Consider the following 23,208-nt stretch of genomic DNA (forward strand, 5'->3'; position numbering starts at 1 on the left):
AAGAACGATGAACTACGAAGGCAAAACCGCACTGGTACTCGGGCTCGGCGAATCGGGCCTCGCGATGGCGCAATGGCTCGCGCGCTGCGGCGCGCGCGTGCGCGTCGCGGACACGCGTACCGAGCCGCAGCGCCTGTTCGCGCTGCGCGCAGCCGTGCCGACCGCCGAGTTCGTGGGCGGCGCCTTCGATGCGCAACTGCTGGAAGGTGTCGACTTCGTCGCCGTCAGCCCGGGCCTGATGCCGGAGCGCGAGCTGGCCGACATCGGCCCGGGCGCCGCCGCCCGCAGCATCCCGGTGTGGGGCGAGATCGAACTGTTCGCCCAGGCCCTGTCGGACCTGAAGTCCACTCGGGGCTATGCCCCGAAAGTCATCGCCATCACCGGCACCAACGGCAAGACCACGGTGACCAGCCTGACCGGCCTGCTGTGCCGCCGCGCCGGTTTCACGACCCGCGTAGCCGGCAACATCAGCCCGGCCGCGCTGGACGTGCTGCGCGAAGTCCTCGACAAGGACGATCTGCCGCAGGCCTGGGTGCTGGAACTGTCCAGCTTCCAGCTGCACACCACTTTCAGCCTGAACCCGGACGCCGCCACCGTCCTGAACGTGACCCAGGACCACCTGGACTGGCACGGCAGCATGACCGCCTATGCCTTCGACAAGGCGCGCATCTTCGGCAAGGATACGGTCCGCGTGCTGAACCGCGACGACGCCACCGTGATGCGCATGGCGAATCCGGAAGCGCAGATGACCACCTTCGGCACCGGCGAACCGGACGCGCCGGGCAGCTTTGGCCTGGTCAACGAGCGCGGCGTGCTGTGGCTGGCGAATGCGAATCCGGCGGAAGAGCCGGAAAAGAAGCGCCGCCGTTCTCCCTCCATGAACGAGCCGGAAGAGCCGGTCGAGCTGACGATCAACCGCCTGATGCCGGCTGACGCGCTGCGCATCCGCGGCATCCACAATGCTTCCAATGCGCTGGCCGCGCTGGCCCTGTGCCGCGCCTGCGGCCTGCCGCTGGCGCCGCTGCTGCACGGCCTGCGCGACTACCAGGGCGAGCCGCACCGCGTGGAGCTGGTCGCCAGCATCGACAACGTCGACTATTACGACGACAGCAAGGGCACCAATGTCGGCGCCACCGTCGCCGCGCTGGAAGGCCTGGGCCAGACCTTTGGCGAGACCGGGCGCCAGATCCTCTTGATTGCCGGCGGCGAGGGCAAGGGCCAGGACTTCGCGCCGCTGGCCGCGCCATGCTCGCGCTATGTGAAGGCGGTGCTGCTGATCGGCCGCGACGCGCCGGCGCTGAAGGCTGCGATCGAACCGAGCGGCGTACCGTGCTTCGACCTGGGCGACCTGCCGCAAGCGGTGCGCCGCGGCTACGGCCTGGCGAAATCCGGTGACGTGGTCCTGCTGTCGCCGGCCTGCGCGAGCCTGGACATGTTTACCAATTACGCCCACCGCGCCCAGGTGTTCGTGGATGCGGTGCGCGAGATCGCGCTCGAGAAGGGGCAGGAGATCTGATGGCTTTCCAGATTCCCTTCAAGTTCGGCGGCAGCGCCAGCGATGCGAGCGTCGCCGCGGGCGCACGGCCGTCGCGCATGATGGAGTATGACCAGCCGCTGGTCTGGGTCGTGATCCTGCTGATGCTGTTCGGGATGGTGATGGTGTATTCGGCCTCGATCGCGCTGCCGGACTCGCCCAAGTTCGCCTACCTGGGCGGCAAGAACAACTACTTCTTGCTGCGCCAGGCGATGTTCATCGCGATTTCGCTGGTGGCCGGCCTGTTCGTGTTCCGCGTGCCGGTCGCGACCTGGCAGCGCCTGGCGCCGCTGATGTTCGTCGTCACCCTGATCCTGCTTGCTTTGGTGCTGGTGCCGGGCGTCGGCATTTCGGTCAACGGCGCGCGCCGCTGGCTGCCGATGCGCATCGGCCAGCCGTCCGAGATCATGAAGGTGGTGGCGGTGCTGTACGCGGCCGACTTCACGGTGCGCAAGCAGCAGTACATGCACAAGCTGACCAAGGGCTTCATGCCGATGGCCGCCGCGATGGCGCTGGTCGGCGTGCTGCTGCTGCTCGAGCCCGACCTCGGCGCCTTCGGCGTGATCGTCTGCATCTCGATGGGTATCCTGTTCCTGGGCGGCTTCAACATGATCTGGTTCACCGGCATCGGCGCGATCCTGGTGATGGTGTTCTCGACCATCATCGCGCTCTCGCCCTTCCGCCGCGCCCGCATGTTCGCCTACATGCGGCCGTGGGAAGACGGCAATGCGCTGGACAAGTCGTACCAGCTGACGCATTCGCTGATCGCCTTCGGCCGCGGCGAGATCTTCGGCGTCGGCCTGGGCGGCAGCGTCGAAAAGCTGCACTACCTGCCGGAAGCGCACACCGACTTCATCATGGCCGTGATCGGCGAAGAGCTCGGCCTGGTCGGCGTGCTGGTCGTGGTCGGCCTGTTCTACTGGCTCGTGAAACGCGCCTTCGACATCGGCCGCCAGGCGATCGCGCTGGAGCAACACTTCGCCGGCCTGGCCGCGAAGGGCATCGGCATCTGGCTGGGCGTGCAGGTCTTCATCAACATGGGCGTGAACCTGGGCCTGCTGCCGACCAAGGGCCTGACCCTGCCGCTGATGAGCTACGGCGGTTCGGGCGTGCTGTTCAACTGCGTCGGCCTCGCCATCCTGCTGCGCATCGATTACGAAAACCGCATGCGCATGCGCGGCGGCCGCCAGGGGATCGCCAAATGAGCAAGCGCCTGATGATCATGGCAGCCGGCACCGGCGGCCACATCTTCCCCGGCATCGCCATCGCCCAGACGATGCGTGAGCGCGGCTGGGAAGTGAGCTGGCTGGGCACCGCCCACGGCATGGAATGCGACATCGTGCCGAAGCACGGCATCGCGATGGACAGCATCGACTTCGCCGGCCTGCGCGGCAAGGGCCTGGGCCACACCATCACCGGCGCCTTCAAGATGCTGGGCGCGTTTGCCGCCTGCCGCCGCTTCATCGCCGCGCGCAAGCCGGACGTGGTGCTGGGCATGGGCGGCTATGTGACCGTGCCGGGCGGGATGATGGCGCGCTCGCGCGGCGTGCCGCTGGCGCTGGTGAATGCCGATGCGGCGCTGCTGCTGTCGAATAAAACCCTGACCCCGGTCGCCCAGCGCGTGTTGTTCGGCTTCCCGGCGGACTTCGGCAAGGCGGCGAATAAAGCGGTCGTCACCGGCAACCCGGTGCGCAAGGAGATCCTGGAGATGCCGTCGCCGGGCCACCGCTTCGCCAACCGCAGCGGCCCGCTGAACATCCTGGTGGTGGGCGGCAGCCTGGGCGCCAGGGTCCTGAACGACAGCGTGCCCGCGGCCCTGGCCCTGATTCCGGAAGGCCTGCGTCCGATCGTCACCCACCAGTCGGGCAAGAAGAATATCGAAGCGCTGCGCGCGGCGTACGCGCAGGCCGGCGTGCAGGCCAACGTGGTCGACTTCATCGACGACATGGCGGCGGAATATGCGAACGCCGACCTGGTGATCTGCCGCGCCGGCGCGATCACGGTGTCGGAACTGACGGCGGCCGGCGTGGCCAGCGTGCTGGTGCCTTTCGTCGCCAGCACCACCAGCCACCAGCGCGACAACGCGATCTGGATGGACAAGCAGAAAGCGGCAGTCCACCTGCCGCAGGGCGAACTGAATCCGCAGCAGTTGGCGAAGCTGCTGCAAGCGACCGACCGTGACGCCTGCCTGAAGATGGCGGAAGCGGCGCAGGCGGTCGGCCGGCGCGACGCCAATGCGGCGATTGCAAACGTTTTGGAAGAATTGGCGGGAAAGAGGACAGCTGCGTGAAACACAAGATCAAGCATATTCACTTCGTCGGTATCGGCGGCAGCGGCATGAGCGGCATCGCCGAGGTGCTGCTGAACCTCGGCTATAAAGTGTCGGGCTCGGACCTGGCCTCGAACGCCGCCAGCCAGCGCCTGGCCGAACTGGGCGCGACGGTCTGCATCGGCCACGCCGAAGAACACATCCGCGGCGCCAACGCCGTGGTGACCTCGACCGCCGTCAACGAAGCGAATCCGGAAGTGGTGGCCGCCCGCGCCGCCAAGATCCCGGTGGTGCCGCGCGCGATCATGCTGGGCGAACTGATGCGCCTGAAGCGCGGCATCGCCATCGCCGGCACCCACGGCAAGACCACCACCACCAGCCTGGTGGCCTCGGTGCTGGCCGAGGGCGGCCTGGACCCGACCTTCGTGATCGGCGGCCGCCTGACCGCGGCCGGCGCCAACGCCAAGCTGGGCACCGGCGACTATATCGTGGCCGAGGCCGACGAGTCGGATGCGTCTTTCCTGAACCTGTCGCCGATGATCGAGGTGATCACCAACATCGACGCCGACCACATGGACACCTACGAGCACGACTTCGAGAAGCTGAAGGCGGCGTTCGTGAACTTCACCCACCGCCTGCCGTTCTACGGCCGCGCGATGATGTGCATCGACGACGCCAACGTGCGCGCCATCCTGCCGCAGGTGACCAAGCCGGTGACGACCTACGGCTTTTCCGAGGACGCCGAAGTGCGCGCCATGGAAGCCCGCGCCGACGGCACCCGCATGCGCTTCATCGTGCGCCAGGAAGGCTATCCGGACACCAGCTTCGTGCTGAACCAGCCGGGCATGCACAACGTGCTGAACGCCTGCTCGGCGATTGCGATCGCGCGCGAGATCGGCATCCCGGACGAAGCCACGGCCATTGGGCTTGCCGAGTTCCGCGGCGTCGGCCGCCGCTTCACCCGCTATGGCGAGATCCCGCTGGAATCCGGCGGTAGCTTCACCCTGGTGGACGACTACGGCCACCATCCGGTCGAAGCCCAGGTGACCGTCGCCGCGGCGCGCGCGGCCTACCCGGGCCGGCGCCTGCTGCTGGCCTTCCAGCCGCACCGCTATACCCGCACCCGCGACCTGTTCGAAGACTTCGTCAAGGTGCTGGCCGCACCGGACGTGCTGCTGCTGGCCGAGGTATACGCGGCCGGCGAAACCCCGATCGTGGCTGCCGACGGCCGTGCGCTGTCGCGCGCGCTGCGCGCCGGCACCCAGATCGAACCGATCTTCGTGGAATCCATCGCCGACATGCCGGCGACGATCCTGAAGGTGGCGCGCGACGGCGACGTCGTGCTGACCATGGGCGCCGGCTCGATCGGCGGCGTTCCGCATCAATTAACAATGCTTCAAAAGGTAGCGCAGTAAGAGCCATATCATGAGCGCAACTACTCTCACCCAATCTGAAATCAAGGAACTCGGCAAGGTCGCCGTCCTGTTCGGCGGCCGCTCGGCCGAGCGCGAGATCTCGATCCTGTCCGGCACCGGCGTGCTGCAGGCCCTGCAATCGAAGGGCGTCGACGCCCATGCCTTCGACCCGGCCGAGCGTTCGCTGGGCGAGCTGGCCGCCGAAAAATTCGACCGCGCGTTCATCGCGCTGCACGGCCGCTACGGCGAAGACGGCAGCCTGCAGGGCGCCCTCGAGCAGCTCGGCATTCCCTACACCGGCAGCGGCGTGATGGCTTCGAGCGTCGGCATGGACAAGATCACCACCAAGATCGTCTGGCTGGCGAATGGCGTCTCGACGCCGAAGTATGCCGTGATCGATGATGGCGCCGACCTCGATAAGGTGGTGGCGGAGCTGGGCCTGCCGCTGATCGTCAAGGCGCCGCTGGAAGGTTCGAGCATCGGCATCACCAAAGTGACCCGCCGCGAAGAGCTGCAGGCGGCCGTCGAGCTGTCCCGCAAGTACGATGCGCGCGTGCTGGCCGAGCAGTTCATCGAAGGCCGCGAATTTTCGGTGCCGCTGCTGGGCACCGGCCCGACCGCGCGCGCGCTGCCGATCATCGAGATCGTCGCTCCGGAAGGCAAGTACGACTACCAGAACAAGTACTTCACGGACGACACCAAGTACCACTGCCCGGCGCCGCTGGATGCTGCTACCACCGAGGCGATCCAGCGCGAGGTGGAGAAGGCCTACCGCGCGCTCGGCTGCGAAGGCTGGAGCCGCATCGACGTGCTGCTGCGCGAATCCGACCGGCAGTTCTTCCTGCTGGAGGTGAACACCTCGCCGGGCATGACCACGCACTCGCTGGTGCCGATGGCCGCGCGGGCCGAGGGCACGAGCTATGAAGACCTGTGCGTCGAGATCCTGCGCTCGGCGTCCCTGAAGATTGGCCAGGCCAAGAAGGAAAAGGCGTAAGACGATGTGGCATGACGCGCGAGCACTGAACGCAACATCCGGCGCGATCACCGCGCTGGTGGCGCTCGCCTGTATCGCGTCGGGCGTATGGTGGATATCGCAGCGTCCGATGTTCACCCTGCGCGCGGTGCGCGTCGAGAGCATGTACGGCCTGGACCTGCAGCACGTGAACGAACTCACGGTGCGCAACGGCGTGCTCGGCAAGATCAAGGGGAATTTCTTTACCACCGACCTGGAGCAGGTGCGCGGCACCTTCGAGGCCGTGCCCTGGGTCCGCAAGGCCAGCGTGCGCCGCGAATGGCCGAACCAGTTGATCGTCCAGGTCGAGGAACACGAAGCGCTCGGCACCTGGGGCGAGGATGGGCGCCTGCTGTCGGTCAAGGGCGACAGCTTCACCGCCAACCTGGCCGAAGCCGACGAGGACCATGAGCTGCCTGCTTTCGACGGTCCCGCCGGCAGCGAGAAGGAAGTGCTGGCGCGCTTTGCCGAACTGCGCGGCCTGTTCGCGCCGATCCGCCTGGTGCCGACCTCGCTCAGCCTGTCGAAGCGCTATGCCTGGACGGTCCGTCTGGACAACGGCATGAGCGTGGAGCTGGGCCGCGAGCGCGACCAGGGCAAGGACAGCATGAAGGCGCGCGTGCAGCGGCTGGTGAGCATCTATCCCCAGCTGGTGGCGCGCCTGCAGGAAGGGCATATCGACACCATCGACATGCGCTATCCGAACGGGTTGGCACTGTCGTCGTCGGCCTTGAGCATTCCGGCGGACGCCACCAAGCCGGTCAAGGCGGCAAAGAAAAAAGCACCTACCAAAACAACAAAGCACACTTAATCAAGCAGGCGACAAGAAATGACTAAAGACGCAAAGAACCTGATCGTCGGCCTCGACATCGGCACCTCGAAGGTGGTGGCGGTGGTGGCCGAGGTGATGGCCGATGGGCGCCATGAAGTAATTGGACTCGGCCAGCACGAGTCGAAAGGTTTGAAGAAGGGCGTTGTCGTCAACATCGAAGCGACCGTCGAATCGATCCAGCGCGCGCTCGAAGAAGCCGAGCTGATGGCCGACTGCAAGATCCGCAATGTGTATGCGGGCATCGCCGGCAGCCATATCCGTTCGTTCAACTCGAGCGGCATGGTGGCGATCAAGGACAAGGAAGTGACGGCCACCGACGTGGCGCGCGTGATCGAGACCGCGAAGGCGGTCAACATCCCGACCGACCAGCAGCTGCTGCACACGGTGCCGCAGGAATTCATCGTCGATAACCAGGAAGACGTGCGCGAACCGATCGGCATGAGCGGCATCCGCCTGGAAGTGCGCGTGCACATTGTTACAGGTGCGGTGTCCGCCGTGCAGAATATTGTAAAGTGCGTGCGCCGTTGCGGGCTCGAGGTCTCGGACCTGATCCTGCAGCCGATGGCGTCCGCCGATTCCGTGCTGACCGGCGACGAGAAAGAACTCGGCGTGGTCCTGATCGACATCGGCGGCGGCACCACCGACATCGCCGTGTTCAGCGACGGCGCGATCCGCCACACGGCCGTGATCCCGATCGCCGGCGACCAGATCACCAGCGACATCGCGATGGCCCTGCGCACCCCGACCGGCGAAGCGGAAGAAATCAAGATCCGCTACGGCGTGGCCAAGCAGGTGCTGGCCGATCCGGGCGAAACCCTGGAAGTGCCGGGCCTGGGCGACCGCGGTCCGCGCTCGCTGTCGCGCCAGGCGCTGGCGGCCGTGATCGAGCCGCGCGTCGAGGAACTGTTCGCGATGGTGCACCAGGTGGTGCGCGAATCCGGCTATGAGGGCGTGCTCTCGTCGGGCATCGTGCTGACCGGCGGTTCGTCGATCATGCCGGGCATGATCGAGATGGCCGAAGACATCTTTTTGAAACCGGCGCGCCTCGGCACGCCGGAGTATCGCGGCCAGCTGGCCGACGTGGTGCGCAGTCCGCGCTACGCGACCGTTCTCGGCCTTTTGCTGGAAGCGAAGAAGCAGTATTTGCGCGGCCACATCGTCACGCGCCAGGATGGATCGGTGAAAGCGGTGTGGCAGCGCATGAAGGAGTGGTTTTTAGGGAACTTTTAAGAATTTCAGCTACAAGAAGTTACTTTTTTGTTGGTCAACGCACGCAAATATTTTTACAATACAAGCGCGTTTCCAATCTGCAGGTTTGATCGCGATCGATGAGGTCTGCAGCTTGGGAACGGCACATTGAGATTAGGAGTTCATCATGGAGTTCGATATGGTCGATAACGCATCACTGGGTACGGTCATCAAGGTCGTCGGGGTTGGCGGCGCGGGTGGTAACGCTGTCCAGCACATGATCAATAAAGGTGTCGCCGGTGTGCAGTTCATCGCCGCTAATACCGACGCGCAGGCACTCGCCGTGTCGAGCGCGCACAACGTCATCCAGATCGGCGAGTCCGGCCTGGGCGCCGGCATGCGTCCGGAAGTCGGCCGCCAGCTGGCCGAGCAGTCGCGTGCACGCATCGAAGACGCGCTGCGCGGCGCGCACATGGTCTTCATCGCTGCCGGCATGGGCGGCGGCACCGGCACCGGCGCCGCGCCGATCGTGGCCGAAGTCGCCAAGAGCCTGGGCGCGCTGACCGTCGCTGTCGTGTCGAAGCCGTTCTCGTACGAAGGCCAGAAGTGCATGGACGTGGCCGAGACCGGCCTGGCCGAGCTGACCAAGCATGTCGACTCCCTGATCGTCATCCTGAACGAAAAGCTGGAAGACATCTACGAAGACGAATCCATGCTGGACTGGATGAAGCATGCCGACGACGTGCTGAACAACGCCGTCGCCGGTATCGCCGAGATCATCAACGTGCCGGGCCATATCAACGTCGACTTCAACGACGTCAAGACCATCATGAGCGAGCAGGGCAAGGCCATGATGGGCACCGCGACCGCTTCGGGCGTGGACCGCGCGCGCATCGCCGCCGAACAGGCAGTGGCATCGCCGCTGCTGGACGGTATCGACCTGTCGGGCGCCAAGGGCGTGCTGGTGAACGTCACCGCATCGCGCAGCCTGAAGGGTAAGGAAATCAAGGAAGTCATGGCCGCCGTGCGCGCCTTCGCCGCACCGGACGCCGCGATCGCACAAGGTATCGCCTACGACGACGAGATGGGCGACGAACTGCGCGTGACCGTGGTCGCGACCGGCCTGGGCAAGAACAAGACCAACATCTCGCTGGTGCAGCCGCAGCAGATGCTGCATACCGGCACCTACGGTTCGCCGATGATGGCGGGCGCCGCCGCTACTGTTTCCGCAGGCAACGTGCGCATGGGCTCGATCAGCACCGGCGGCGCCGATGCAGGCATGAAGCAGCCGGCCGTGTGGCGCCGCGAGCAGGCCTCCGAGCAGGTCCGCGCGATGCAGAACAACGGCGTCGAAACCTACGACATCCCGGCCTTCCTGCGCAAGCAAGCCGACTAAGCTAGAGCAAACTCCAGCCGGCTGACCACCGGCGCTCCATGATGCGAAAGCCCGTACTGTCCAAGCAGTACGGGCTTTTTGTTTGCGCCAGCAAATTCGGGGTCAAATTCGCAAATTCGGGGTCAGAGCACATTCCGACAGAAATTCGGGGTCAGACCACTTTTTAGGGAAATTGCTTTCCTTGCCAGGAAGCGGGCCGGCTGCAGCTTGACGAGCGTCAGCGCTGGGCGGAGAGGCCGTGAGGTCTCAATAAACTAGCCACTGGAACATTGTTCAAAAAAGTGCTCTGACCCCGACTTATCAGAAAAAAGTGCTCTGACCCCGAATTTCTCCAGATCGGGCATACTTGCGGGTTCTGATCATTACAACAAGGAGTACCCACCATGACCATCCAGATCGGCGACCGCCTGCCAGAGTCCACCCTGTCCGAGTTCATCGAGACCGAAACCGAAGGCTGCTCGCTCGGCCCGAACACGTTCAACACGGCCGACCTGGTCAAGGGCAAGACCATCGCCATCTTCGGCCTGCCGGGCGCTTACACCCCGACCTGCTCGGCCCAGCACCTGCCGGGCTACATCCAGCTGGCCGACCAGCTGAAGGCCAAGGGCGTCGATGAGATCTGGTGCGTATCGGTCAACGACGCCTTCGTGATGGGCGCCTGGGGCCGCGACCAGAAAGCCACCGGCATCGTCCGCATGATGGCCGACGGTAACGCCGCCTTCAGCAAGGCCCTGGGCCTGGACGCCGACTTCTCGAAGCACGGCATGGGCACCCGCAGCAAGCGCTACTCGATGCTGGTCGTCGACGGCGTGGTCAAGCAGCTGAATGTCGAAACCGCCGGCTTCGAGGTATCCTCGGCAGAAAAGCTGCTGGAACAGCTGGGCTAATCTTTACGCAACGCACACGAACGGCGCTGCGGCGCCGTTTTTTATCGCCATGATCATCAATACCGAATCGCCCGACCAGCCTGAAGTACGGTCCATGCTCGAACGCCTCGACGCTTACTGCGCGGCGCTGTACCCGGCCGACAGCAATCATCTGATGGATATCGACTCGCTGACGCAGGGCGACGTGCTGTTCCTGGTCGCGCGCGACGTCGACGGCAGCGCGGTCGGCTGCGCGGCCCTGGTCAATCGCGATGGATATGGCGAAGTGAAACGCATGTTCGTCGACGAGAACCGGCGCGGCCTTGGCGCCGGCCGCCAGCTGCTCGAGCACATCGTCATCTTCGCCCGCATGTGCGGCCTGCGCGAACTGAAGCTGGAAACCGGCATCCACCAGCCGGAAGCCATCGGCCTGTACGAAGGCTCCGGCTTCGCGCGCTGCGGCCCCTTCGGCGACTACAAGGACGATCCGCTGTCGGTGTTCATGGAGAAGCGCTTGTGAAAACGAAGGCAGGCTTGAGCGGCATGAGCGGGAACATCCGCAGCATCCAGGCGATGCTGGCCGCGGTGCTGATGTTCTCGATCATGGACACGATCATGAAGCTGCTGTCCGCCGAATTCCCGGCGATGCAGGTGGCGGCGCTGCGTTCGCTCTCGTCGCTGCCGCTGGTTTGCGTCTACGTGGCCTGGCGCGGCGGCTTCAGGGCTATCATGCAGGTACGCTGGCCCCTGCACCTGCTGCGCGCGGTCATCGGCATCGCCATGCTGGCCCTGTTCGCCTACGGCGTGCGCGGCCTGTCGCTGGCCGAGGCCTATACGATCTTCTTCATCGGTCCGATCCTGATCACGGCGCTGTCCGTGTTCGTGCTGAAGGAGCGCGTGAACCGCGCGCGCTGGCTGGCGATCGCGATCGGCATGGCCGGCGTGCTGGTGGTGCTGCGCCCCAGCGGCGACGGCTTCATGACCCTGGGCGGCCTGGCGATCCTGGTGGCAGCCGTGTGCTACGCGGTGTCGGCCGTGACCGGGCGGGTACTGGCGCGCACCGATTCCAGCGAGCAGATGGTGTTCTGGCTGATGCTGATGATGGCGCTTGGCGCGACCGTGCTCGCCCTGCCTGACTGGACCCGGGTCGAGACACGCCACCTGCCGCTGCTGGGCGGCCTGGCCCTGAGCGGCTTCCTGGCCCAGCTGGCCCTGACCGAAGCCTTCAGCCACGGCGAAGCCTCGGTGGTCGCGCCCTTCGAGTACACGGCCCTGGCCTGCGGCATTGCGATCGACTGGGTGTTCTGGCACACCTTGCCCGACAAATACACGCTGATCGGCGCCGCCATCATCATCGGCAGCGGCCTGTACCTGATTCGCCACGAAACCTCCCACGCCGAGGCCGAACATCCCTGAAAACGTGGTGTTCCTGCCACCGGCACCCCGGGGCCTCGGGCGAACAAAATGGGCCTCCTATATAATCGCAGGATGCTCAAACAAAGAACAATCAAACAGCTGGTGCGTACGACAGGTGTCGGTTTGCACTCGGGCACCAAGGTCGAGCTGACCCTGCGCCCGGCGGATCCGGACACCGGCATCGTGTTCCGCCGCGTCGATCTCGACCCCATTGTCGAGTTCCCGTCGAACGCGGAAATCGTCGGCGACACCCGCATGGCTTCGGTCCTCAGCAAGGACAATGCGCGCGTCTCGACCGTCGAGCACCTGATGTCGGCCTGCGCCGGCCTCGGCATCGACAACCTGTATGTGGACGTCACCGCCGAAGAGATTCCGATCATGGACGGCTCGGCCTCGTCCTTCGTCTTCCTGCTGCAGCAGGCCGGCGTGCAGGAGCAGGGCGCCGCCAAGAAATTCATCCGCGTGCTGAAACCGGTCGAAGTGCGCCAGGGCAGCGGCAACAACGAGAAGTGGGCCCGCTTGAGCCCGTTCGACGGCTTCAAGCTCGACTTCTTCATCGAGTTCAACCACCCGGCTGTCGACGGCACCATGCAGCGCGCTGAAGTCGACTTCGGCAAGGTCTCCTACGTGCACGACGTCGCGCGCGCCCGCACCTTCGGCTTCATGCAGGACGTCGAAAGCCTGCGCGGCATGGGCCTGGCCAGAGGCGGTTCGCTCGAAAACGCGATCGTGATGGACGAGTACCGCATCCTGAACGCGGACGGCCTGCGCTACGAAGACGAGTTCGTGCGCCACAAGATCCTCGATGCGATCGGCGACCTTTATCTGGTCGGCCATCCGCTGCTGGCCAGCTACGAAGCGCACAAGTCCGGCCACGGCCTGAACAACCTGCTGCTGCGCGAACTGCTGGCGCATCCGGAGGCGTACGAGATCGTGAGTTTTAGTGAACAGGCGCGGGCGCCGGAGTCGTATGGGGCGCAGATGGAGCGGGAGTGGGCGCTGACCTAAGCGCTCGCACGTTCACGCGGCCTCAAAACGTCGTCCCCGCGAAGGCGGGGACCCAAGTTCGGCGCGATCCACCAAAGTTCCAAGCTACCTCGTTGCACGCAAACTTGGGTTCCCGCCAAGGCGGCCGGCTAGGTCGGGAACGACGAGTTAACGGTTCTTCCTTTTCTCCGCCAGCCGCCTGATCGCCGCAATCAGTTCCGCATTCTGCGGCGAAGCCGGCAGCGCATCCCCCAGCTCCTCGAACGCCTGCACCGCCGTCGGCGGCAATTCCAGCGAGGACGGCTTCATGATGTCGTCCTGCACAGGCATGGCCCGCCCCACCTGGATCTTGATCCGCACCGAATCCACCTGCCAGCCCTTTTTCTGCAGCGCCGCCTGCAGCTTGGGCGCCTGCTGCTTGAGCTTGGCCGCGACGGCCGAGGAGGGCACGGCCAGGGTCAGCACGCCTTCCTGGATGGACAGGGTCTCGCAGTTGGCATACATAGGCGGCAGGATCAGGCGCACGTCCTTTTGCAGGCTGGCCATGCGCGTCGCCGCCGGCAGCAGGCTGGCCAGGCGGTGGTTACGGCGTAGAAAGTCGGTCGCCTCGATCGACGTGCGGCGGACCTTGGTGCCGTAGATATGATAGGGAGGCTTGGGTGACTGCATGGGCGGAACATACCACAGCCAGCCCGGCGCATAAAGAAAGCTACAGTAAACGCCCTTTCGAGTGCAATTTGATAACATTCTTTGTCCGCTTGCACTTGTGATACGCCCCTTCACCCCCAAGTGTGGCCGGATCGCATGATAAAATCGGTGGCTTTTTGCCATAGGCGGTCTTCGGCGGATATTATTTTGATATCATCCATGGCTTTTTCGCGGCGTACTTTTTAAGAACACAGCATGTCATTCCTGACCAAGATTTTCGGCAGCCGTAACCAGCGTCTGCTCAAGCAATACCAAAAAACCGTGCGCGACATCAACGCGCTCGAGCAGCAGATGGAAAAGCTGTCGGACGCCGAGCTCCAGGCAAAAACTCCCGAATTCAAGGAAAGGATCGCCGGCGGCGCGACGCTCGACGACATCCTGCCCGAGGCCTTTGCGGTCTGCCGCGAAGCCGCCAAGCGCGTCATGAAGATGCGTCACTTCGACGTGCAGCTGATTGGCGGCATGGTCCTCCACTACGGCAAGATCGCCGAGATGGGCACCGGCGAAGGTAAAACCCTGATGGCGACCCTGCCGGTCTACCTGAACGCGCTGTCCGGCAAGGGCGTGCACGTGGTGACCGTCAACGATTACCTGGCGCAGCGCGACGCCGACCAGATGGGCCGCCTGTACGGCTGGCTCGGCCTCACCACCGGCGTGAACCTGTCGCAGATGGATCACGACAGCAAGCAGCAGGCCTACGGTTCCGACATCACCTACGGCACCAACAACGAATACGGCTTCGACTACCTGCGCGACAACATGGTCTACGATGCGAAGGAGCGCGTGCAGCGCGGCCTGAACTTCGCCGTGGTCGACGAGGTGGACTCGATCCTGATCGACGAGGCCCGCACCCCGCTGATCATCTCCGGCCAGGCCGAGAACCATACGGACCTGTACCACAAGATCAATGAAGTCCCGCCGCTGCTGACCCTGCAGATCGGCGAAGAGACGCCGGACGGCAAGGGCCAGGTCGAAGTCCCGGGCGACTACACCAAGGACGAGAAGGCGCACACCGTGCTGCTGACCGAGGCCGGCCACGAGAAGGCCGAAGCCATCCTGACCAAGATGGGCCTGCTGCCGGAAGGCGCCTCGCTGTACGACGCCGCCAACATCACCCTGATCCACCACCTGTACGCCGCCCTGCGCGCCCACGTCCTGTACCACAAGGACCAGCACTACGTGGTGCAGAACAATGAAGTGGTGATCGTCGACGAATTCACCGGCCGCCTGATGACGGGCCGCCGCTGGTCCGACGGCCTGCACCAGGCCGTGGAAGCCAAGGAAGGCGTGCGCATCCAGAACGAGAACCAGACCCTGGCCTCGATCACCTTCCAGAACTACTTCCGCATGTTCACCAAGCTGTCCGGCATGACCGGTACCGCCGACACGGAAGCCTACGAATTCCAGGAGATCTACGGCCTCGAGACCGTGGTGATCCCGCCGAACCGTCCGTCGCAGCGCAAGGACCGCCAGGACCAGGTGTACAAGTCGGCCGAGGAAAAATACGGCGCGATGCTGAACGACATCCGCGACTGCTACGAGCGCGGCCAGCCGGTGCTGGTCGGCACCACCTCGATCGAGAACTCGGAACTGCTGTCCGGTATCCTGTCCAAGGCCAACCTGCCGCACAACGTGCTGAACGCGAAGCAGCACGCCCGCGAAGCGGAAATCATCGCCCAGGCCGGCCGTCCGCAGATGATCACCATCGCCACCAACATGGCGGGCCGCGGTACCGACATCGTCCTCGGCGGCATGGTCGAGAAGCAGATCCAGATCATCGAGGCCGACGAGGCGCTGTCGCCCGAGCAGAAGCAGGAACAGTCGCAGAAGCTGCGCGACGAATGGCAGTCGCTGCACGACCACGTGGTGGCGCAGGGCGGCCTGCACATCATCGGTACCGAGCGCCACGAATCCCGCCGCGTCGACAACCAGCTGCGCGGCCGTTCGGGCCGCCAGGGCGATCCGGGCTCCTCGCGCTTCTACCTGTCGCTGGACGATCCGCTCCTGCGCATCTTCGCCGGCGACCGCGTGCGCGCGATCATGGACCGCCTGAAGATGCCGGAAGGCGAACCGATCGAGGCCGGCATCGTGAGCCGCTCGATCGAGTCGGCGCAGCGCAAGGTCGAGGCCCGCAACTTCGACATCCGCAAGCAGCTGCTCGAATACGACGACGTCGCCAACGACCAGCGCAAGGTGATCTACACCCAGCGTAACGAGCTGCTGGAATCGGTCGACATCTCCGAGCTGATCGCCTCGCTGCGCACCGGCGTGTTCACCGACGTGGTGCGCACCTACGTGCCGGCCGAATCGGTCGAAGAGCAGTGGGACATCCCTGGCTTGAGCCGCGTGCTGAACGACGAGTGGTCGCTCGAGGTGCCGCTGGCGCAGATGCTGGAAGACGAGCCGAACCTGAACGACGACGACATTCTCGAGCGCGTGCTGGCCGCCGCCGACGAGTCGTACAACAGCAAGGTCGCGATCGTCGGCAAGGACGCGTTCGGCGGCTTCGAGCGCAACGTCATGCTGCAGAATATCGACACCCACTGGCGCGAGCACCTGGCGGCGCTGGACCACCTGCGCCAGGGTATCCACCTGCGCGGCTACGCCCAGAAGAACCCGAAGCAGGAATACAAGCGCGAAGCCTTCGAGCTGTTCGGCGCCATGCTGGACCAGATCAAGAACGAAGTGATCCGTACCGTCATGACGGTCCGCATCCAGACCCGCGAGGAAGTCGAAGCGGCGGAAGCGGCCATGCAGGCGGCCGCTGCGCACCTGGAAAACGTCAACTACCAGCACGCCGATTTCGATCCGACGGCGGCGCCGGAAGAACTGATGGCGCCCCAGGCAGCCACCGCTGGCACCACCGCGGTGAGCGATGACCCGGCCACCACCTACATGGGCATGAAGGTCGGCCGCAACGACCCTTGCCCTTGCGGCAGCGGGAAGAAGTTCAAGGCTTGCCACGGCAAGCTGGCGTAAGCCGAAAAAACACCGTCGTCCCCGCGAAGGCGGGGACCCAAGTTTTGCGTGCGCTATCGAAACGCATACAAACTTGGGTCCCCGCCTTCGCGGGGACGACGTTTTTTGGGCCAACGATTATTGTGGCGCGCTCAACCCCTTCCGTAACCAGGCAAGCGCCTCCTCGCTGATCCCCGACCCCTTGCGCAGCACCGGTTCTTCTTCGGTCGCGCGGCGGAAGGCCGCCACCACCTGCGGGTCGGTGCCGACCATGTCATGGAACAGTGCCATCCACTGGCGCCCCAGCGCCTGCGAGGCCGGCTGCGCGGCGTCCGGATCGAGGCGCATCTGTTCGCGCACTTGCCCGATCAGGACCGTCCATTCGTGGCCCCGGCTGGTCCAGTGGTGGCGCATGCGGGCGAGCACCTCCGGCGGCAGGTACTTTGCCCAGGCTTCGTTTTTCACGGCGCCGATCGCGGCCATCACGTAGTCCATCAGCTCGGGCGAAACCGCGCCCGCTTCCTTTTCGCGCTGGACCATGAGATTGATGCGGGCGGCGAATTCGGCGTCGCCGCCGGTGCCGCGTCCGAAGGTGTCCAGCCAGCGCCGCGCGAAGGCCTTGGCCGTGTCCGAATCCGGCGCCACCCTGGTACGGATCATGTCCATGGCCTCGTCGACCAATGCCTTGAATTGCGCCTTGATCGTCTCGTCGTGATACATCGGAATCCGCGCCAGTTCATCCTGCGTAAAGTATTTTTCGTACATGCTCATCTGCTCCAGTGAGTCCAGCCAGGTGGACAGGTCCGGCTGGCCGCCTGCCGCCAGTTCGTCGTGCAGGCGCTGCAACTGCTCGCGCACCCGCGCCGCTTCACGGATCTGGCGGTCGAGCGCGGCAAGCTGCCGCTCGACCACGGCCAGCGGACTGCCCGCCGGACTGTCCAGGTAAAGGCCGATGTCGGCCAGGCTCATGCCGAAGGAACGCAGGGCCTGGATCTGGTGCAGGCGCGCCACGTCGTCGCGGTCGTAGAGCCGGTAGCCGGCATCGGAACGCGCCGAAGGCTGGAGCAGCCCGATGCTGTCGTAATGGTGCAGCGTGCGGACCGTCAGCCCGGCCAGCGCGGCGAGTTCTCCCACTTTCAGCATCGTTCAGCTCCTTTGTTCAGCGTGGACCCAGTCTGGAGCCTCACGTGGCGTGAGGGTCAAGGGGATTGAGGCGGGGCGTGACGAAAGCGCTTCTCCTCATGCCACAAGGTGACGAACAAGGTCATCACCACCGGCCCGACGAACAAGCCGATCAGCCCCAGCGTCTCGACCCCGCCCAGGATGCCCAGCAACACCGCCAGGAAGGGAAGCTTGGTGGCGTTGCCGATGATGGCCGGACGCACGAAGTGGTCGGCCACGAACAGCACGACGAAACCCCAGGCGGCGACGGCTGCGGCGGCTGCCGCATTGCCCTGGTAGAGCAGCAGGGCAGCCACCGCGCCGAAGGCCAGCGGCGCACCGAAAGGAATGATGGCCAGCACGCCGGTGGCGGCCGCCCACAGCACGGCCGAGGGCACGCCGGCGAACTGGTAGCCGATGCCCAGCAGGACGCCCTCGGCCAGGCCGACCAGCACCAGGCCGTTGACGGTGGCGCGCACCGCGGTCGGCACCTTCAGCGCGTACAGGCTCCAGCGCTCGGCGCCGATCAGGTGGGCGCCCAGGGCGTTGGTCTGGCCCTGCAGCGCGTGGCCGTCCTTGTAGAAGAAGAACAGGCAGAGGAAGGCGAAGCCGATGTCGATCAGGCGGTGCAGGGTGCCGCTACCGACCCGCTTGAGCACCTCGCTGGCGGATTGCATATGGCCCACCGAGCTGTCCTGCAGAAGATGCCCGAGGCCGTGCGGCTGGCCCAGCGTGGCCTGCCACCAGTTGTAGATGGCATCGCCGGCCATCGGGATCCGCAGCAGCCATGCCGGCGCCGCCCAGCCTTCGGTGTTGGCGTCGGCAACCAGCTGGGCCAGGGCCGGCGCCTGGTGCGCGGCCTGGGTGACGCCCAGCACCAGCGGCGTGATGAAGGCCAGCGCCGCCAGGAGCGTCACCAGGGCCGCGGCCAGGATCCCGCGCCCGCCCAGCAGGCGCAGCGCGCGCAGGTAGAGCGGCCAGGTGGCGATGCACAGGATCGCGGCCCACAGCAGCGGCAGCACGAAGCGCTGGGTCACGAACAGGGCGGCCAGGATGATCGCCAGCGAAAAGCAGGCGCTCAGGGTGCTGCGTTGGTTCTCGGTCATGGCATCTCCATTCAGGGCGCCGCTCAGGGAGCAGGATCGGGGTCGCGCGGGCGCTTGCTGCCGGCTTCGCGCACCAGGCTCCAGCGCATCTGCAATTCGATCGGCTTGCCGTCCTGCAGGGCAGGGATGTAGCGGCACTGGCCGAGCGCCTCGAGCGCGGCCTGGTCCCAGTCCGGGTAGCCGCTGGCCTGCGCCACGCGTACCTCGTGCACCTTGCCTTCGGCGTCGACGCGGTAGGCGAAGCTGGCGCGCAGCGGCTGGTCCTGGCGCACCACCTCCGCAGGGTAGTCGGGCAGGCGGCAGCTGTCCTCGATGCGTCGGGCCTGCAGCGCGCCCGGCGGCAGGTTCGAGCGCTGCACCACGGCCGGTGCCTGGCCGGTCGAGCTGCGGGCCGCCGGTGCGGTTTTCGGCAGGGCGATCTCCTTGCCGTTGGCAGTCAGCTTCCCGTTGCGGAATTCCAGGTTCGACACCAGCACGTCGTTTTCCAGCTTCGCGAAGCCGCCGCCAAGCAGTTTGCCGACCACGACATCGGTGATGGTCTGCCCCGCGGCGGGCGGCTGCCCCTGGCGCACGGCGACGATGGCGCTGACGTCGCGCACGATCGCCACCGGCACGCGGATCTCGAAGCGGGCCACGATCTTCCTGATCAGCGCCGGCAGGTCCCGCAGGTCGGCCTCGACGGCGCCGGCCAGGCCGATGCGGCCCCGGATGCTGGCCTTGTTGCCGTGGAAGCGGGCGCTGATCTCGTCGATCTCGATGCTTGAACCGCGCAGGATGGCGGCCTTGCCGAAGGTCTGCAGCAGCGGCTTCATGGCGGCCAGCCGCTGCTCGGGCGTCATCGTCTTCAGCTGCGCGCGCTGGCGCTCGCCGGCGGCCTGCATTGCCACCATCGAAGCGCGGTCGATGTTCACGATGCGCATGTCGAAGCGGACGTCCTCGACCTTCTCGCCGGCGGCGGCGATGCTGCCGATGCGCTGCTGGAACTGCATGTCGACGGTCTTCGGGCGCTCCACCGTGCGCCAGTCCATGCGCAGGTCGTCCATCGTGAAGTCTTTGCCGGCATTCGGCGTGGCCGGGGTTTCGCCGTGCACGCGGGCGATGCGCAGCTGGCCGTTGCCGAACCAGAGCTTGTCCGCGGCTTGCCGCTGGCGCCCGCTCAAGGTCATGCCCTCTGCGCTCAGGCGCATGGCCGGGTCTTCGGCCGCCAGCGTGTTCCAGTGACCCTTGAAATCGACCGCCTTGCCGGCCTTGTCCATGTCGAATTCGACCAGCGCTTCGTCCCAGTCCACGCGCGATTTGTCCGGGCCTTCGTAGTGCAGCGGCTGCAGGCGCATGCGCCAGGCCAGGCGGCCCGGTCTGGGCTGCTGCCTTTCGAAGCTCAGCGGCCGGTCGTTGCCGAAGATGGCGCTCAGCTTGGCGGCGGTCTCCGGGCTGTAGCGCAGCGCCGCCAGATTATCCAGCTGGACGGGCAGGGGCAGGCGCGGGTCCTGGGCCAGCTGCAGTTCACGCGCAGCGGACTGCATGGCGTCCATGACCGGGCCGGGGGCTGGCCGGGTGGCGGGTTTGACCTCGTCCGCAGCAGCGGGAAGCACTAGCAGCGAAGCCGCCAGCAGCGAAGTGGTAAGCGCAGTTTTCACGGGGACGGGTCCGCTTGTTGTAATGTTTCTAATTATTAACGAGCCGGCTTAAAAAGTCATTAACGGCCGGGGTGGCGCGCCCTGCATGCCGCTGGCGGTACAATAACGGATTCGTTGATTTTCCCTCTAGATTTCCTTTTAGCGAAGAGAACACCATGGCCGTCAATTCCCCCCTGCCCGTCGCCAGTGAGCTGAAGCCCGTGAACGGCATCGACATCGGCTTTGCCGAAGCCGGCATCAAGAAGCCGAACCGCAAGGACGTCCTGCTGATGACACTCGCCGAGGGCGCCACCGTCGCTGGCGTGTTCACCAAGAACCGCTTCTGCGCCGCGCCGGTCCAGGTGAGCAAGGCCAACCTGGCGGCCGTCTCGAATGGCGGCAAGCCGATCCGCGCGCTGGTGGTCAACACCGGCAACGCCAATGCCGCCACCGGCGAGCAGGGCTTGCAAAGCGCGCGCACCACCTGCGAGGAAGTCGCGCGCCTGCTCGGCATCGACGCCCAGCAGGTGCTGCCGTTCTCCACCGGCGTGATCCTGGAACAGCTGCCGGTACAGAAGATCGTCGCCGCGCTGCCGGCCGCCGTCTCGAACCTGAAGCAGGACAACTGGTTCAATGCGGCGGAAGCCGTCATGACCACCGACACCCAGCCGAAAGCGGCCTCGCTGACCGCCACCATCGGCAGCCACACGGTCACGATGACCGGCATCAGCAAGGGCGCCGGCATGATCAAGCCGAACATGGCGACCATGCTGGGCTACCTGGCCTTCGACGCCAAGGTCGCGCAGCCGGTGATGGACGAACTGGTGCGCTACGCCGCCGACCGCTCCTTCAACTGCATCACCATCGACGGCGACACCTCGACCAACGATTCCTTCATCCTGGTGGCGACGGGCGCCGGTTCGCTGGTCATCGATTCGGTCGACAGCCCGGACTACATCGCCCTGCGCGACGCCGTTACCGGCATCTCGACCCACCTGGCCCAGCAGATCATCCGCGACGGCGAAGGCGCCACCAAGTTCATCACCATCTCGGTGGAGCAGGGCCGCGACATGGAAGAGTGCCGCAAGATCGCGTATTCCATCGCCCACTCGCCGCTGGTGAAGACCGCCTTCTTCGCATCGGACCCGAACCTGGGCCGCATCCTGGCAGCGATCGGCTATGCCGGCGTCGACGACCTCGATACCTCCAAGCTCGACCTCTACCTGGACGACGTGCTGGTGGCGAAGGCCGGCGGCCGCAATCCGGACTACAAGGAAGAAGACGGCCAGCGCGTGATGAAGAAGGCCGAGATCCTGGTGCGCGTCGAACTGGGACGCGGCGATGCGAACAGCACCGTCTGGACCTGCGACCTGTCGCACGACTACGTCTCGATCAACGCCGACTATCGTTCGTAATTCGTCCGTATGAATCAGCTGGAGCAATTCCTGCATCGCGCCGAAAGCCTGCTGGCCAGGGTCGAAGCGATGCTGCCGCCCGCCGTGCCGCGCGAGACCGAATGGGGGCGCAGCTTCGCCTTCCGCTGGCGTAAACGTCCGGGCGGCGGCGCCAACGCCGGCAAGTACCTGCAGCCGGTGCTGCACGCATCGGACATCAGGCTCGACGACCTGCAGCACGTCGGCCGCCAGAAGGACGAGATCGAGCAGAACACCCGCCAGTTCGTGCAGCGCCGTCCGGCCAATAACGTGCTGCTGACGGGCGCGCGCGGCACCGGCAAATCCTCGCTCATCAAAGCCTGCCTGAACGGCTTTGCCAGCCAGGGCCTGCGCCTGATCGAAGTCGACAAGGCCGATCTGGCCGACCTGCCGGACATCGTCGACCTGGTGGCGGGGCGCCCGGAGCGCTTCGTGATCTTCTGCGACGACCTCAGTTTCGAAGAGGGCGAAGCCGGCTACAAGGCGCTGAAGGTGGCGCTGGACGGCAGCGTGGCGGCGCAGTCGGACAATGTGCTGATCTACGCGACCTCGAACCGGCGTCACCTGATGCCGGAAAAGATGTCGGATAATGCCGGCTACAGCCACGGCGACGACGGCGACCTGCATCCCGGCGAAACCGTCGAGGAAAAGATCTCGCTGTCCGAGCGCTTCGGACTGTGGCTGTCCTTTTATCCGTTCAAGCAGGACGACTACCTCGACATCGTCGCGCACTGGCTGCACAGCTTCGGCTGCTCGCCGGCGCAGATCGAGGCGGCGCGCGCGGACGCCCTGCGCTGGGCCTTGCAGCGCGGCTCGCGTTCGGGCCGCGTGGCCTGGCAGTTCGCCAAGGATTACGCGGGCAAGCTGCCGCCCGCACCGGTGCAGGAGCAAGTGGATGTCTGAAGTCAAAAAGCCGATCGACGTCGCGGTCGGCATCTTGATGCGCGAGAACGGCGACGTCCTGCTGGGCCAGCGCCCCGAAGGCAAGCCCTATGCCGGCTACTGGGAATTCCCGGGCGGGAAAGTGGAGCAGGGCGAGGACATCTTCCACGCCCTGCAGCGTGAATTCGTCGAGGAGCTGGGCGTGCAGGTGGTCAGCGCCGAACCTTGGTGCTGCGTCGAACACGTCTACGAGCACGCCCACGTGCGGCTCTATTTCTACATCAGCCGCGAGTGGACGGGCGCGCCGCAAAGCCTGGAAGGCCAGGCGTTCGCGTGGCAGGGCGGGTATTCGGTGAGTCCGCTGCTGCCGGCGACGATTCCTTTACTGGAGTGGCTGGACCGGGTGCGCTATCCAGGCTGAGCCTGGTG

Annotated in this window: 20 protein-coding genes; 16 read left to right on the plus strand and 4 right to left on the minus strand. The window is 65.5% G+C overall.

The window, feature by feature from the left end; genetic code table 11:
* The first annotated feature begins 7 nt into the window (after positions 1-7).
* From murD to lpxC, 12 genes are all read left to right on the plus strand, one after another.
* Positions 8-1,516 (plus strand): UDP-N-acetylmuramoyl-L-alanine--D-glutamate ligase, encoded by a 1,509-nt coding sequence (murD, locus tag LQV39_RS03765; RefSeq protein ID WP_230020404.1) that lies wholly within the window; start codon positions 8-10, stop codon positions 1,514-1,516.
* Positions 1,516-2,739 (plus strand): putative lipid II flippase FtsW, encoded by a 1,224-nt coding sequence (gene ftsW / locus LQV39_RS03770; protein ID WP_230020405.1) that lies wholly within the window; start codon positions 1,516-1,518, stop codon positions 2,737-2,739. The genes murD and ftsW overlap by 1 nt, the downstream gene beginning before the upstream one ends.
* Positions 2,736-3,824, plus strand: coding sequence for an undecaprenyldiphospho-muramoylpentapeptide beta-N-acetylglucosaminyltransferase (gene murG, locus LQV39_RS03775; RefSeq protein ID WP_230020406.1), 1,089 nt, complete (start codon positions 2,736-2,738; stop codon positions 3,822-3,824). Before ftsW ends, murG begins: the two co-directional genes overlap by 4 nt.
* Complete coding sequence (gene murC, locus LQV39_RS03780) at positions 3,821-5,218, plus strand: UDP-N-acetylmuramate--L-alanine ligase (protein ID WP_230020407.1); 1,398 nt, start codon at positions 3,821-3,823, stop codon at positions 5,216-5,218. The genes murG and murC overlap by 4 nt, the downstream gene beginning before the upstream one ends.
* Positions 5,219-5,228: 10 nt before the next feature.
* The gene (locus tag LQV39_RS03785; RefSeq protein ID WP_230020408.1) at positions 5,229-6,212 is read left to right on the plus strand and encodes a D-alanine--D-alanine ligase; all 984 of its coding nucleotides are present in this window, start codon (positions 5,229-5,231) and stop codon (positions 6,210-6,212) included.
* 4 nt (positions 6,213-6,216) lie between these two features.
* On the plus strand, positions 6,217-7,041 hold the full coding sequence (locus LQV39_RS03790) for a cell division protein FtsQ/DivIB (RefSeq protein WP_230020409.1): 825 nt from the start codon (positions 6,217-6,219) through the stop codon (positions 7,039-7,041).
* An 18-nt stretch (positions 7,042-7,059) separates the two neighbouring features.
* The gene (gene ftsA, locus LQV39_RS03795) at positions 7,060-8,292 is read left to right on the plus strand and encodes a cell division protein FtsA (protein ID WP_230020410.1); all 1,233 of its coding nucleotides are present in this window, start codon (positions 7,060-7,062) and stop codon (positions 8,290-8,292) included.
* Positions 8,293-8,437: 145 nt separating this feature from the next.
* Complete coding sequence (gene ftsZ, locus LQV39_RS03800; protein WP_230020411.1) at positions 8,438-9,646, plus strand: cell division protein FtsZ; 1,209 nt, start codon at positions 8,438-8,440, stop codon at positions 9,644-9,646.
* 383 nt (positions 9,647-10,029) lie between these two features.
* On the plus strand, positions 10,030-10,533 hold the full coding sequence (locus tag LQV39_RS03805) for a peroxiredoxin (RefSeq protein ID WP_230020412.1): 504 nt from the start codon (positions 10,030-10,032) through the stop codon (positions 10,531-10,533).
* Positions 10,534-10,582: 49 nt separating this feature from the next.
* Entirely contained in the window at positions 10,583-11,032 is a 450-nt protein-coding gene (locus tag LQV39_RS03810; RefSeq protein ID WP_230020413.1) for a GNAT family N-acetyltransferase, read from the plus strand.
* Positions 11,033-11,085: 53 nt separating this feature from the next.
* A complete protein-coding gene (locus LQV39_RS03815; RefSeq protein WP_230020599.1) occupies positions 11,086-11,928 on the plus strand; it encodes a DMT family transporter in 843 nt (280 codons plus the stop codon).
* Positions 11,929-12,000: 72 nt separating this feature from the next.
* Positions 12,001-12,936, plus strand: a complete 936-nt coding sequence (gene lpxC / locus LQV39_RS03820; RefSeq protein ID WP_230020414.1) for a UDP-3-O-acyl-N-acetylglucosamine deacetylase — start codon at positions 12,001-12,003, stop codon at positions 12,934-12,936.
* A gap of 147 nt (positions 12,937-13,083) precedes the next feature.
* Here lpxC and LQV39_RS03825 read toward each other — a convergent pair whose 3' ends face one another.
* Entirely contained in the window at positions 13,084-13,584 is a 501-nt protein-coding gene (locus LQV39_RS03825) for a DciA family protein (RefSeq protein ID WP_230020415.1), read from the minus strand.
* A gap of 234 nt (positions 13,585-13,818) precedes the next feature.
* On the opposite strand from LQV39_RS03825, the gene secA reads away from it, so the two are divergent.
* The gene (gene secA, locus LQV39_RS03830) at positions 13,819-16,602 is read left to right on the plus strand and encodes a preprotein translocase subunit SecA (protein WP_230020416.1); all 2,784 of its coding nucleotides are present in this window, start codon (positions 13,819-13,821) and stop codon (positions 16,600-16,602) included.
* Between the two features lie 117 nt (positions 16,603-16,719).
* On the opposite strand, the gene LQV39_RS03835 is transcribed toward secA, so the two are convergent.
* Genes LQV39_RS03835 through LQV39_RS03845 form a run of 3 tightly spaced genes read right to left on the minus strand, consistent with a single transcriptional unit; the run spans position 16,720 to position 20,485 of the window.
* Entirely contained in the window at positions 16,720-17,724 is a 1,005-nt protein-coding gene (locus tag LQV39_RS03835; RefSeq protein ID WP_230020417.1) for a MerR family transcriptional regulator, read from the minus strand.
* Positions 17,725-17,780: 56 nt separating this feature from the next.
* Positions 17,781-18,848 (minus strand): AI-2E family transporter, encoded by a 1,068-nt coding sequence (locus LQV39_RS03840; protein WP_230020418.1) that lies wholly within the window; start codon positions 18,846-18,848, stop codon positions 17,781-17,783.
* Positions 18,849-18,871: 23 nt separating this feature from the next.
* Positions 18,872-20,485 carry a DUF945 family protein gene (locus tag LQV39_RS03845; RefSeq protein WP_230020419.1) on the minus strand — a complete coding sequence of 538 codons (1,614 nt, stop codon included), beginning with the start codon at positions 20,483-20,485 and terminating at the stop codon, positions 18,872-18,874.
* Between the two features lie 155 nt (positions 20,486-20,640).
* Here LQV39_RS03845 and argJ point away from each other — a divergent pair, with 155 nt between their 5' ends.
* From argJ to LQV39_RS03860, 3 genes are read left to right on the plus strand one after another with little or no spacing between them, the layout of a single operon-like run.
* Positions 20,641-21,879 carry a bifunctional glutamate N-acetyltransferase/amino-acid acetyltransferase ArgJ gene (gene argJ / locus LQV39_RS03850; protein WP_230020420.1) on the plus strand — a complete coding sequence of 413 codons (1,239 nt, stop codon included), beginning with the start codon at positions 20,641-20,643 and terminating at the stop codon, positions 21,877-21,879.
* A gap of 9 nt (positions 21,880-21,888) precedes the next feature.
* Entirely contained in the window at positions 21,889-22,800 is a 912-nt protein-coding gene (locus LQV39_RS03855) for an ATP-binding protein (RefSeq protein ID WP_230020421.1), read from the plus strand.
* On the plus strand, positions 22,793-23,200 hold the full coding sequence (locus LQV39_RS03860) for an NUDIX domain-containing protein (RefSeq protein ID WP_290368548.1): 408 nt from the start codon (positions 22,793-22,795) through the stop codon (positions 23,198-23,200). Before LQV39_RS03855 ends, LQV39_RS03860 begins: the two co-directional genes overlap by 8 nt.
* The last annotated feature ends 8 nt before the right edge of the window (positions 23,201-23,208 follow it).

This window comes from Massilia sp. Bi118 (assembly GCF_918697865.1).
Classification (GTDB): domain Bacteria; phylum Pseudomonadota; class Gammaproteobacteria; order Burkholderiales; family Burkholderiaceae_D; genus Telluria.